The sequence below is a fragment of the Chitinophaga skermanii genome, from assembly GCF_003259335.1.
In the GTDB taxonomy this organism is placed as follows: Bacteria; Bacteroidota; Bacteroidia; order Chitinophagales; family Chitinophagaceae; genus Chitinophaga; species Chitinophaga skermanii.
Window position 1 is genome coordinate 21,407 of sequence record NZ_QLLL01000009.1, and the last position, 13,802, is coordinate 35,208.

Below are 13,802 nucleotides of genomic sequence, written 5' to 3' on the forward strand. Positions count from 1 at the left end.
GGGTTTCCCCGTATTATTTTTTAGCAGCAGCTTCGTCGTTCAAACCTTTTGTTACAACGTCGGTGATGTCGTACGCAGGATCTTTATACAAGATGTTGGTACCACCGTCGCGGTAAGAGAAGATATAACCGTAACGCTTATCTGCATTGAATTTCAATAAGAATGAATCCAATTTTTTACGCAATTCGTCGTTGAAAGATTGTTCTACTTCCATGTATTGACGAGATAACGTTTGGCGTTTTTGTTCCAAGTTTTGGTTTTTCGCCATCAAATCACGTTGGATAGCTTCACCTTCTGCTTGGGTTAAAGTATTAGCGCGTCTTTGCAAGCTGTTGTATTGTTCTTGTAAAACGCGTGCATCGGCTTGGATTTCGTTATCCATCGCCAATTGTTTTCTTTCGAGTTCTGCTTTCTTTTGTTTGAAGAATTCGTAATGCGCTTCGAGTGAATCAAGATCTACATAAGCAATTTTTAAACCAGTCGCTGCAGATGATGCACTGTCGGACGCAGATTTAGCTGCATTGTTCGCATTGTTGGATTGTCCGCAAGCCATAAAAGTGCCAGCTACGATGGCCATTAAAAACCCGTTTTTCACAATTTGTTTTTTAGTATACATGTTGATTGTAGATTTTGACTACTGGATTTAGTTCGTAATAAGTAGCTAAAATAAGATTTTCCAGAAAATAAAAAACGTTAAAAATGAATATTAGTGCGGGTTGGGGCTTTTTTTTAAGAAGATTTTTTATACAGGGCTTGAATTGGGCGCAGGAGGTTAATTTATTATGAAGGATGATGGCGTGCAGAGATGATAAAATAAAAACGGCCCCTACAAGTAGAGGCCGTTTTGTATGATGTTTATTCGCTGGGAAGATTATTCTTCTTCATCGAATTGGAATACTTCTTTCGTAGAAGATAAGATATCGTATTCTTCTTTAGAACCTACGATCATGTTTTCGAATTCGCGCAAACCAGTACCTGCAGGGATGAGGTGACCAGTGATAACGTTTTCTTTCAAGCCGAGCATATCATCCGTTTTACCGTTGATAGCTGCAGATGATAATACTTTCGTAGTTTCTTGGAACGAAGCTGCAGAGATCCAGCTGTGAGTACCAAGAGATGCTTTGGTGATACCTAACAACAACGGTGAAGATGTTGCTGGGTTCGCATCGCGGAACTCAACGAGTTGTTTATCTGAACGACGGAGAAGCGAGTTTTCTTCGCGCACTTGGCGGAGCGTAACGATCTGACCAGCTTTAAGCGTAGTAGATTCACCTGCTTCTGTTACCACTTTCTTATCGAAAATGTGGTCGTTTTCTTCGAAGAATTCGAATTTATCGGTTGTATCACCTTCCAAGAATCTTGTATCACCTGGATCTTCGATGGTTACTTTACGCATCATTTGACGCACGATTACTTCGATGTGTTTATCATTGATTTTCACACCTTGTAAACGGTAAACCTCTTGGATCTCGTTCACCAAGTACTCTTGTACAGCGAATGGACCTTTAATTGCCAAGATATCAGCCGGGGTTGTAGAACCATCAGAAAGTGCAATACCTGCTTTTACGAAGTCACCATCTTGTACCAGGATGTGGCGTGTTAATGGCACCAAGTATTTCTTGATTTGACCTTCGCGGCTTTCGATGATGATTTCACGGTTACCACGTTTGATGTTACCGAATGCAACCACACCATCAATTTCAGAAACGATAGCTGGGTTAGATGGGTTACGCGCTTCGAACAATTCAGTTACACGTGGGAGACCACCCGTGATATCTCGGAGTTTACCGAGTACACGTGGGATCTTAACGAGTACTTGACCTGATCTAACGGTTTCACCTTCTTCGATAACGATGTGAGAACCTACCGGTAAGTTGTAAGATTTCAATTCCTTGTTACCTTCTACAACAATTGACGGGATCTTGTTTTTATCTTTTGTTTCGATAACCACTTTCTCGCGGTGACCAGTTTGTTCATCGGCCTCTTCGCGGAATGTGATACCTTCAATGATACTGTCGAAACGAACTGAACCAGGAATTTCAGAAACGATAACGGCGTTGAACGGATCCCAAGTACAGATCACGTCGCCTTTCGCAACTTTCTGGCCGTCTTTCACTAACAATGTAGAACCGTAAGGAACGTTGTTTGTGATCAACAAGCGATCGTTTTTAACATCCATGATACGTACCTCACCAGTACGACCGATAACAACATGTACTTTATCACCCTCTTTGTTTTCGAACACGGTTGTTCTCAAACCATCGAATTGGATGGTGCCATCGAATTTAGCAGTAAGCGTAGATTCTACTGAAGCAGAACCCGCAACACCACCCACGTGGAAGGTACGAAGTGTTAACTGTGTACCTGGCTCACCGATTGACTGTGCAGCGATGATACCTACAGCATCACCTCTTTGTGCAGTGTAACCTGTTGCCAAGTTTTTACCGTAACATCTTACGCACACACCACGACGGCTTTCACAAGTTAATACAGAGCGAATTTCAACCGTGTCGATTGAACTGTCTTCGATACGTCTTGCTACGTCTTCCGTGATTTGTTCGCCGGCAGCTACGTATAATTCTTCGGTAAGTGGATCGTACACATCGTGTAATGATGTACGGCCCAAGATACGATCGTATAATGGTTCAACGATCTCTTCATTATCTTTCAATGCTGAAGTAGCGATACCACGTAATGTACCACAATCTTCTTCATTAATAACTACGTCTTGAGCAACGTCCACAAGCCTACGTGTTAAGTAACCCGCATCCGCCGTTTTCAAGGCCGTATCCGCAAGACCCTTACGAGCACCGTGCGTAGAGATGAAGTAATCCTGTACGTTCAAACCATCTTTAAAGTTCGACAAGATCGGGTTTTCGATGATCTCGCTACCTGTAGAACCAGATTTACGAGGTTTAGCCATCAAGCCCCTCAAACCAGCCAACTGTTTGATCTGTTGTTTTGAACCACGCGCACCAGAATCCAACATCATGTACACAGAGTTGAAACCTTGTTTATCGGTTGCTAACTCGCGGATCAATGTTTCTGTTACTTTGGTATCTACCCTCGACCAGATATCGATGATTTGGTTATAACGTTCGTTGTTGGTGATAAGACCCATGTTGTAGTTGTCCCAAACTTCATCAACCTCACCTGCAGCGCTATCAACCATTTGTTGTTTCACTTCAGGAATGATAAGGTCATTGATGTTGAACGACAAACCACCACGGAATGCCGTACGGAAACCGAGTTGTTTAATATCATCCAAGAACTTAGCTGTTTTAGGAATATCAGTGTATTTAATGATATCACCGATGATTTCCCTTAACGATTTCTTAGTAAGCAATGCGTTTACATAACCGGCTTCTCTTGGTACGTGTTGGTTGAACAATACGCGACCTACAGTCGTTTCGATTAATTTGTAAGCAAGCTCACCGTTTGCTTCTCTCACCCAAGTTTTCACTTTGATGTGAGCGTGCAAGTCTACCCTGTTCTCATTGTGTGCAATGATTACTTCTTCCGCTGAGTAGAAGGCTTTACCTTCACCTTTCACGATTTCAGTAGGTGTAGATTTTTTACCCTTAGAAATGTAGTACAAGCCGAGTACCATGTCCTGTGAAGGAAGGGTGATTGGCGTACCATTCTGAGGGTTCAAGATATTGTGAGAAGAAAGCATCAACAATTGTGCTTCCAAAATTGCGGCATTGCTCAAAGGAACGTGTACCGCCATTTGGTCACCATCGAAATCGGCGTTGAACGCAGAACATACGAGTGGGTGTAATTGAATAGCTTTACCTTCTACTAATTTAGGTTGGAACGCTTGAATAGATAAACGGTGCAACGTTGGGGCACGGTTTAACATCACTGGGTGACCTTTCAATACGTTTTCCAAGATATCCCAAACCACCGCTTCTTTGCGATCTACTAATTTCTTAGCAGATTTAACGGTTTTTACGATACCTCTTTCGATCAATTTACGGATGATGAATGGTTTGAACAATTCAGCCGCCATATCTTTCGGTAAACCACATTCGTGGAGTTTCAATTCTGGACCTACTACGATTACAGAACGACCAGAGTAATCCACACGTTTACCTAACAAGTTCTGACGGAAACGACCTTGTTTACCTTTCAATACATCAGATAATGATTTCAAAGCGCGACCACCTTCAGCTTTCACCGCGTTCGATTTTCTTGAGTTATCGAACAACGAGTCAACCGCTTCTTGTAACATACGTTTTTCGTTACGTAAGATTACTTCCGGTGCTTTAATCTCGATCAAACGTTTTAAACGGTTGTTACGGATGATTACACGACGGTATAAGTCGTTTAAGTCGGAAGAAGCGAAACGACCACCATCCAATGGAACGAGTGGGCGTAACTCTGGTGGAACAACTGGGATGTATTGCATAACCATCCATTCAGGACGGTTTTCTACGCGTGTATTTGCTTCACGGAAAGCTTCTACAACGCTCAAACGTTTTAACGCTTCAGCTTTACGTTGTTGAGAAGTTTCTGTAGCTGCTTGGTTACGAAGTTGGTAAGAAAGGCCATCCAAATCAATTCTGGATAACAACAATTCTACCGCTTCAGCACCCATTTTAGCGATAAATTTATTCGGATCTTCATCCGGTAAGAGTTGGTTATCTTTTGGTAAAGTATCCAAGATATCCAAGTATTCTTCCTCGGTTAATAAATCACCGTGGTTAAGACCTTTCTCTTGTTTGATACCAGATTGAATAACAACGTATCTTTCATAGTATACGATTGTTTCCAATTTCTTAGATGACATACCTAAGAGGTAACCAATTTTGTTTGGCAACGATTTGAAGTACCAAATGTGTACTACAGGCACTACCAAACGGATATGTCCCATTCTTTCGCGACGAACTTTCTTTTCAGTCACTTCCACACCACAACGGTCGCACACGATACCCTTATAACGGATACGTTTATACTTACCGCAATAGCATTCGTAATCCTTTACCGGACCGAATATTCTTTCGCAAAATAAACCATCACGTTCCGGCTTGTAAGTACGGTAGTTGATAGTTTCAGGTTTCAACACTTCACCATAAGAACGCTCCAAGATTGCATCTGGAGAAGCAAGACTAATGGTAATGCTGTTAAAATTTGATTTAGGACGATTTTCTTTCTTGATGGCCATTTGTGAGCTTTTAGCTGTGAACCGTTAGCGTTGCTATTGGCACTAAAATTTTTTCCCTGGAGAACCTATATAAAATCTACCAGCCATAAGCAGTGCTGCTTATAGCTGGTAGCTGAAAAGACTATTCAAACTTCAAATCCAAACCTAAACCACGTAACTCGTGGATCAATACGTTGAAGGATTCAGGTACGCCTGCTTTTGGAATGTTATCGCCTTTAACGATAGATTCGTAAGCTTTCGCACGACCAACAATGTCATCGGATTTGATCGTCAATAATTCTTGTAAGATGTTTGCAGCACCGTAAGCTTCAAGTGCCCATACCTCCATCTCACCAAAACGCTGACCACCAAACTGGGCTTTACCACCCAAAGGTTGCTGTGTGATCAAGCTGTATGGCCCGATAGAACGTGCGTGCATTTTATCATCCACCATGTGGCTCAATTTGAGCATGTAGATGATACCTACTGTTGCTTTTTGGTGGAAACGTTCACCAGTTTCACCATCACTTAAGTAAGTGTGACCGAAGCTTGGTAAACCAGCCTCATTGATGTATGATGCGATTTCTTCCGTGTTTGCACCGTCGAAGATCGGCGTTGCAAAACGAACACCCAATTTCTGACCAGCCCAACCTAATACGGTTTCATAGATCTGGCCAAGGTTCATACGGGAAGGTACACCCAATGGGTTCAATACGATATCTACTGGAGAACCGTCGGCCAAGAATGGCATATCTTCATCACGTACAATTTTCGCAACAATACCCTTGTTACCGTGGCGACCCGCCATCTTATCACCCACTTTCAACTTACGTTTGCTAGCGAGGTAAACTTTAGCAAGTTTCAATACACCTGCTGGTAACTCGTCACCAATAGAGATATTGAATTTTTCGCGTTTGTAACGACCCAATTCTTCGTTATACTTGATGCTGTAGTTGTGCAACAATGTATTGATTTGATCGTTGGTAACATCGTCGGTAGTCCAGCCTAATGGGTTTACGTTTTGGAAGTCGATGTTCACTAAGTTCTTTTGAGAGAATTTAGATCCTTTCGAAATCAATACTTCACCATAAGTATTGGTAATACCTTGCGAGGTTTTATCTTTCAACAACACAAGCAATTTGCTCATCAATACTTCCAAAAGATCTTCTTCATTCTTCTGGTGTACTTTCTCGAGTTTTTCTAATGCTGCTTTTTCGCGTGTCTTAGAGTTTTTATCTTTCTTAGCACGAGAGAATAATTTCTTATCAATTACCACACCTTCAGTTGATGGAGGTGCCTTCAAAGAAGCATCTTTCGCGTCAGAAGCTTTATCACCGAAGATCGCTCTCAATAATTTTTCTTCAGGAGAAGGATCAGACTCACCACGTGGTGTAATCTTACCGATCAAGATATCGCCTTCTTTAATGTGAGCACCTACACGGATAATACCGTTTTGGTCAAGGTCTTTTGTAGCCTCTTCACTTACGTTAGGAATATCTGGCGTCAATTCTTCTTCACCCAACTTAGTATCACGTACTTCCAATTCGTATTCGTCGATATGGATAGATGTGAACCAGTCTTCACGGGCAACCCTTTCAGAAATTACGATCGCATCCTCGAAGTTGTAACCTTTCCATGGCATGAACGCCACTTTCAAGTTACGACCCAATGCTAATTCACCACCACGTGTAGCGTAACCTTCTGTTAAGAAGTCGCCGAATTCAACGTGTTGACCTTTCTTCACGGCAGGGCGAAGGTTGATACATGTTGATTGGTTCGTTTTAACGAATTTGGTTAATTGGTAGATTTTCAAATCGTCTTCGAAAGACACCAATTTTTGCATTTCGTCGCGTTCGTAACGAACATGAATTTCGTTAGAATCTACGAACTCAACCACACCTTTACCTTCAGAGGTAATTTGCAAGCGAGAATCGCGAGCAGCTTTACCTTCCAAACCTGTACCTACGATAGGTACTTGTGGAGCGATCAAAGGAACAGCCTGGCGTTGCATGTTTGAACCCATCAATGCACGGTTGGCATCATCGTGTTCAAGGAACGGAATGAGCGAAGCACTTAAACCTACAATTTGGTTCGGCGCAACGTCCATGTATTCGATTTCTTCTCTATCCAAGATAGGGAAGTCACCTGTTTCGCGAGATTTTACTTTATCATTCACAAAGTTACCTTTCTCATCGAGCGGAGCATTCGCCTGCGCGATTTTGAGGGTATCTTCTTCTTCTGCACTTAAATATTCAACCTCGTCCATTTCTACTTTACCAGAAGCTACTTTACGGTAAGGCGTCTCAATGAAGCCCATTTCATTCACTTTCGCGTGAACACAAAGGGTAGAGATCAAACCGATGTTCGGACCTTCCGGTGTTTCGATGGTACATAAACGACCGTAGTGAGAATAGTGTACGTCACGTACCTCGAAGCCTGCTCTTTCGCGGCTCAAACCACCTGGACCGAGGGCAGAAATACGACGTTTGTGCGTGATTTCAGACAACGGGTTGGTTTGATCAAGGAACTGAGACAACTGGGAAGTACCGAAGAAAGAGTTGATAACAGAAGATAAAGTTCTAGCGTTAATCAAATCTACCGGGGTAAATACCTCGTTATCCCTAACGTTCATTCTTTCACGGATCGTACGTGCCATACGTGCAAGACCCACACCAAATTGAGCATATAACTGCTCACCTACTGTACGAACACGACGGTTCGACAAGTGATCGATATCATCGATCTCTGCTTTACCATTCGTTAATTGTACTAAGTATTTAATGATGGAGATGATATCATCTTTGGTCAGCACTTTATTATCGAGGGCTGTTGACAAGTTCAACTTGCGGTTGATTTTGTAACGGCCTACTTCACCGAGATCATAGCGTTTATCGGAGAAGAATAATTTATCGATGATACCACGAGCTGTTTCATCATCTGGCGCATCGGCACCACGCAATTGGCGGTAGATGTGCTGAACGGCTTCAAGCTCGGAGTTAGATGTATCTTTATTTAATGTGTTGTAGATAATGGAGAAATCACCACTTACTTCTTCTTTTTGTAAGAAGACGGTTTTCGCTTCCATTTCCAAGATGAGCTCCATGTTGGCTTCATCAAGTACGCTATCGCGTTCTAATACAACTTCGTTACGTTCGATGGTAACAACCTCACCGGTATCCTCATCCACGAAATCTTCCACCCAGCTGCGGAGTACGCGAGCTGCGAGTTTTTTACCAAAGTACTTTTCTAGTGTTTTACGATCTGCCTTCACTTCATCTGCCATGCCGAACAAAGTAAGGATGTCCTTATCTGTTTCGTAGCCAATAGCACGTAATAAAGTCGTTACTGGGAACTTCTTTTTACGATCGATGTAAGCGTACATAACATTGTTAATGTCTGTAGCAAACTCCATCCAAGCACCTTTGAAAGGAATCACCCTTGCAGAGTAGATTTTTGTACCATTTGGATGGATGGATTGACCAAAGAACACACCTGGAGAACGGTGTAATTGCGATACAACTACACGCTCAGCACCATTGATTACAAACGTACCTCTAGGGGTCATGTAAGGAATGTTTCCTAAGAATACATCCTGAACAATCGTTTGGAAATCAACGTGCTCCTCATCATTACAGCTCAAGCGAAGCTTTGCTTTCAAAGGCACAGAATAAGTAAGCCCCCGTTCGATACACTCTTCAATAGTGTAACGCGGAGGATCTACGAAATAGTCTAGAAATTCCAGGTTAAAGATATTTCTCGTATCAGTAATCGGGAAGTTCTCCTTAAATACTTTAAAAAGGCCTTCGTTGTTTCGCTTGTCTGGTGTGGTTTCTAATTGGAAGAAATCCTTGAAAGATTGAATTTGGATAGCCAACAGATCCGGTGTCTCAGCAACTTGTTTGATCTTTCCAAAATTTACTCTTTCGTTAGTTTGGGCTTTTTTTAGAGACATATTCGAAGTTAGCAGTTAAATAACTTGTAAGAAAAAGGGAAATTAAGACTTCTTTACCAAAAAAACATCAATACACATTGCCTTGCTCGAACGTCACCCCCACTTGCGTGGTAGTTTTCCCATAATTGACTCTCTCGAAAAGACACGTTCCCAAAGGGAAGAAGGCCAAAAGTGCCCTTGAGCACTTTTGACCTATAAAAGATGTATAATAAGCAAAGAATTACGCAATCTCTACTTCAGCACCAGCTTCAGTTAATTTAGCTTTCAAATCTTCAGCTTCAGCCTTGCTTACGCCTTCTTTAACTGGTTTCGGAGCACCGTCTACCAATTCTTTAGCTTCTTTAAGACCAAGACCTGTAAGATCTTTAACTACTTTAACAACGTTCAATTTGCTAGCACCTGCAGATTTCAAGATTACATTGAATGCAGTTTTTTCTTCAGCAGCTGGAGCAGCGTCACCAGCAGCAACTACTACAGCTGCAGCAGCTGGTTCGATACCGTATTCATTTTTCAACACATCTGCTAATTCTTGTACTTCCTTAACAGTCAAGCCAACTAATTGTTCAGCTAAAGCTTTTACGTCTGCCATTGTATAATGTTTTTAAATTGTTTTTGTAAATAGAAAATTAAAACTGAGTTTATATTACGACTTGGAAGCCATATTTATAAGTGCTATCCCTCGCAGGATAACCGTACCAATACTGAGAATTACTCAGCAGCTGGAGCTTCGGCAGCAACAACTTCGCCACCTTCGTTCTTACCTTTCTCAAGCAATGCAGCGATAACGCGTTTTGCAGGAGATTGTAACAAACCAATAACTTCGCCGATAAGCTCGTTTTTGGTTTTGATGTTCTTCAAGTTAGTCAATTGGTTATCACCGATGAAAATCTCGTCAGCTACAAACGCAGCTTTCAATACCGGTTTTTCCAATTTAGCATTCGCCTTACGGAAGTCAGAGATAATTACTGCTGGCTCTTTTGGTGAATCAGAGAACATCAATGCAGTTACACCGTGTAATGATTCGTAGATACCAGCGTATTTTTCGTTGTCCAAAGACTCTAACGCTTTTTTAATCAAGGTGTTTTTAGCCACCTTCATTTCTACGTTCTTGCTGAAACAAACTCTTCTCAAATGGTTAACTTGAGCTACAGTCAATGATTCGGTATTGGTAACGTAGAAGTTGCTATATTGTGAGAACTTACCTTTCAGTAGTTCTATTACTTCTGCTTTTTGTTCTTTTCTCATGACTCAAAAAATTAGTTTTGAACAGATTTAGTGTCGATCACAATACCAGGGCTCATTGTAGAAGCCATAGATAAACCTTTCAAGTAAGTACCTTTCGCAGTAGATGGTTTCAATTTAATGATCGCAGAAATGAACTCTAATGAGTTTTGTTCCAATTTCTCTGGAGAGAAAGAAACACGACCGATTGAAGCGTGGATAATACCAGCTTTATCTACTTTGAAAGAAATTTTACCACCTTTTACATCGTTAACCGCATCACCCACGTTATTGGTAACAGTACCAGTTTTAGGGTTCGGCATTAAGTTACGAGGACCGAGGATTTTACCGAGTTTACCAATTTTAGGCATTACAGCTGGAGTAGCAACGATAACATCGATTTCTGTCCAACCTGCTTCAATTTTTTGAATAAATTCGTCTAAACCTACGAAATCAGCACCAGCAGCTTTTGCTTCAGCTTCTTTGTCAGGTGTGCAAAGTACTAATACTTTCTTAGTCTTACCAGTACCGTGAGGAAGCGTAACAGAACCACGGATAGCTTGGTCAGCTTTTTTAGGGTCTACCCCTAAGCGTACGTGTAAATCAACAGAACTGTCGAATTTAGTACAGTTAATATCTTTAACGAGCGTTGAAGCCTCTTTTAAGGAGTACACTTTGTTTTTGTCCACCTTTGCTTCAGCCACTTTCCTTTTCTTTGTTGCCATTTTGTGAAATGTTTTAAAGTTGACCTGTATAAACAGGACTTACACAATTAGTTTTCCCAAGGAGCTTTACCATCCACAGTGATACCCATTGAACGGGCAGTACCAGCAACCATTTTCATAGCGCTTTCTTCTGTGAAGCAGTTTAAGTCAGGCATTTTATCTTTAGCAATAGCTTCGATTTGTGCCCATGTTACTTTACCTACTTTGTTACGGTTAGGCTCTTTAGAACCACTTTGCAACTTTGCAGCTTCCAATAATTGTACTGGAGCAGGAGGGGTTTTGATTACGAAGTCAAAGGATTTGTCAGTGTAAACTGTCAGCAAAACCGGCAATACTTTACCCATTTTATCTTGGGTACGGGCATTGAACTGTTTGCAAAACTCCATGATGTTCACACCTTTGGAACCTAAAGCAGGACCAATCGGAGGTGCAGGGTTGGCTTGGCCGCCTTTAACCTGCAATTTCACGTACGTTGCGATCTCTTTTGCCATGATGGTGATTTTAATTTGGTTAAAACGCTCCCGCCTTATAGCGAGAACTCCCAAAACTTAAAAGCTCTATATTAATTAAATACTATTAAAAAAGACCCTTTAAGGGGGATGCAAAGGTAGGCAATAATACTGATTTACCAAAATTGTTTTGGCAATCGGCATCTTTTTTGCTAAATATGGGTCATTTTTTTTCCGTTGGATGACAAATATAAGCTTTTCTCCCCAATTTCAATCCCTTTTCTTCCCCCTCATTATCACACAGTTAACACCTCACCCCACCCTTTATACGTATATTCACTACCTAAATCCACTCACGCATGAAAAATCTCACCTACACCCTAACAGCCATCCTGCTCCTGTTAGGTACCACGCAACTGCTTGCACAGGTCGACGACGCCACCCAAAAAGCATGGATGGAATACATGACCCCAGGCGCCCCACACAAAAAATTAGCTGAAATGACCGGCAACTGGTCTACCCACATGACCGCCTGGCACGCTCCCGGCACCGATCCCATGAAGTCGGAAGGCACTTGCACCAACTCCATGCTATACGGCGGCCGATTCCTAGAAACCGCGTTTAAAGGCGATTTCATGGGCGAACCCTTCGAAGGCCGCGGCTACATGGCCTACGACAACGCCCGTAAATTATTCATCAGCACCTGGTTCGACAATATGGGCACCGGTATTATGACCCTCCAAGGCAAATTCGACCCCACCGGTAACACCATCGTACTAGCAGGAGAAATGGTAGACCCCGCTGTGAACAAAACATGCCAGGTAAAAGAAGTGTATACGATCGTTGGACCTAATGAACACAAAATGGAAATGTTCCGGGTAGACAATGGAAAAGAACAAAAAGACATGGAAATCATATTCAAAAGAAAGTAATCCTCCACTAAGCCCCGCCCCCAAAGCGGGGCGCTTTAAACAAACTACATGGATAATTGACCGCAGTTACTTAATTAAATGAATACCATGCTATTAGTATTCTTTTAATAGCATTTATAATATCTTCCAATGTTCTTCTAATGTTCTTCCAATGTTATCCCAATGTTCCAGGTATATTCGACGTATATCCTGGATATATACAGGCGTATTTCTACATCTTTTGTGTGTAAACAAGCAATTATCAATTGCAATAAATGCTTCATTTTCAAGATAAAAGCTATATTTTACTAGCCTATCACAAAAGCTCCTCTATGCTGCTAACTATTGAAGGAAACTGGGAAGGCTCGTTTTATATTAGCGAGGACTTCGCCTTTATGATAAAAGACACCACCTATTACTACAAGATTACTTTTCAACAACAAAACGATAAAATCACGGGTACTTGCATCGACGCCGATACAGGCGTAGCAACCACCATCGAAGGGAAACTCAAAAAGAATAGCATCAATTTCGTAAAAACGTACCGGGGAGGAACCTCCGTGGAGGACGATGGCTGTACAAAGCAATATTTTGAAGATGAACCCATTCCTGTGTATTACCGCGGCATCGTGGAGGGCGATACCATGAGCGGTGAATGGACATTTCCCATGGAAGTACCTTTTCTATACTTCTTTAAAAAACGGCATACCATGCGAGGTACATGGAAAATGTGGCGCATTTAACGGTGTAATATTACATCGGGTAATAGCAGCTTGAACCAAGGTGTGAACTTACTGGGGTAGTCCATTACTTGTTGCTGTACTTCGTTGAGGGAGAGATACGTGTAATCGTCGGCATCATCGGGGTTTACGGCTGGAAGCGCATCCGATTGACCGAAATACACATGCCCATACTCGTTTTCTATAAGCTCGTTATTCACAGGCAGCTCATAACGTACTTCCCAACGCTTTTCTAACTTGCAGGCAACTCCCATTTCTTCCAATAACCTGCGTTCTGCAGCTTGCAACGGGGTTTCTCCAGGTAAAGGATGGCCACTACAAGTATTTGTCCATAAGCCACTGGAATGAAACTTCGATTGGGAACGCCTTTGTAATAAAAGTTTCTGGTCTTTATTAAAGATGAAAACCGAAATAGCCCGGTGCAGCAAACCTTTCCGGTGCGCTTCGATCTTTTCCATCTCGCCTACTACTTCATCATTTTCATCCACAAGGATAACATGTACGGGGGCTGTCATAACGTTGAATTTTTAAGTTCGGAATACGATGTAAATACAAACGAAACAGGCTACAAGTTGTACAAAATCACTAAGTTCATCTTTTCTTCATCTACCCTATTAAAAATACGGCCTTCCGCTGCATTTTACAACCCCTTCGTGTT

The 13,802-nt window shown here is 41.8% G+C and carries 10 protein-coding genes; 2 read left to right on the forward strand and 8 right to left on the reverse strand.

From position 1 onward, the window contains the following. Positions 1-13 precede the first annotated feature (13 nt). The 7 genes from LX64_RS20895 to rplK all read right to left on the reverse strand — a co-directional run bounded on the left by LX64_RS20895 (position 14) and on the right by rplK (position 11,535). On the reverse strand, positions 14-616 hold the full coding sequence (locus tag LX64_RS20895; protein ID WP_111599655.1) for an OmpH family outer membrane protein: 603 nt from the start codon (positions 614-616) through the stop codon (positions 14-16). Positions 617-871: 255 nt separating this feature from the next. Continuing rightward, the gene (rpoC, locus tag LX64_RS20900) at positions 872-5,167 is read right to left on the reverse strand and encodes a DNA-directed RNA polymerase subunit beta' (RefSeq protein WP_111599656.1); all 4,296 of its coding nucleotides are present in this window, start codon (positions 5,165-5,167) and stop codon (positions 872-874) included. Positions 5,168-5,288: 121 nt separating this feature from the next. Beyond that, positions 5,289-9,098, reverse strand: a complete 3,810-nt coding sequence (rpoB, locus tag LX64_RS20905) for a DNA-directed RNA polymerase subunit beta (RefSeq protein WP_111599657.1) — start codon at positions 9,096-9,098, stop codon at positions 5,289-5,291. A 220-nt stretch (positions 9,099-9,318) separates the two neighbouring features. Next, positions 9,319-9,687: a 50S ribosomal protein L7/L12 gene (rplL, locus tag LX64_RS20910; RefSeq protein WP_111599658.1), complete on the reverse strand. Its 369-nt coding sequence runs from the start codon at positions 9,685-9,687 to the stop codon at positions 9,319-9,321. Between the two features lie 119 nt (positions 9,688-9,806). Continuing rightward, the gene (gene rplJ / locus LX64_RS20915) at positions 9,807-10,343 is read right to left on the reverse strand and encodes a 50S ribosomal protein L10 (protein ID WP_111599659.1); all 537 of its coding nucleotides are present in this window, start codon (positions 10,341-10,343) and stop codon (positions 9,807-9,809) included. Positions 10,344-10,354: 11 nt separating this feature from the next. Then, complete coding sequence (rplA, locus tag LX64_RS20920; RefSeq protein WP_111599660.1) at positions 10,355-11,044, reverse strand: 50S ribosomal protein L1; 690 nt, start codon at positions 11,042-11,044, stop codon at positions 10,355-10,357. A gap of 47 nt (positions 11,045-11,091) precedes the next feature. Next, entirely contained in the window at positions 11,092-11,535 is a 444-nt protein-coding gene (gene rplK / locus LX64_RS20925) for a 50S ribosomal protein L11 (RefSeq protein WP_111599661.1), read from the reverse strand. A 317-nt stretch (positions 11,536-11,852) separates the two neighbouring features. Between rplK and LX64_RS20930 the strand changes: the two genes are divergently transcribed. Together LX64_RS20930 and LX64_RS20935 are read left to right on the forward strand one after the other, a co-directional pair. Further along, positions 11,853-12,425 carry a DUF1579 domain-containing protein gene (locus LX64_RS20930; protein WP_111599662.1) on the forward strand — a complete coding sequence of 191 codons (573 nt, stop codon included), beginning with the start codon at positions 11,853-11,855 and terminating at the stop codon, positions 12,423-12,425. A gap of 311 nt (positions 12,426-12,736) precedes the next feature. Beyond that, entirely contained in the window at positions 12,737-13,147 is a 411-nt protein-coding gene (locus tag LX64_RS20935; RefSeq protein ID WP_148707412.1) for a hypothetical protein, read from the forward strand. Here the strand turns inward: LX64_RS20935 and idi are convergent. Next, positions 13,144-13,659, reverse strand: a complete 516-nt coding sequence (gene idi, locus LX64_RS20940) for an isopentenyl-diphosphate Delta-isomerase (RefSeq protein WP_111599664.1) — start codon at positions 13,657-13,659, stop codon at positions 13,144-13,146. The genes LX64_RS20935 and idi overlap by 4 nt on opposite strands. Positions 13,660-13,802 lie beyond the last annotated feature (143 nt).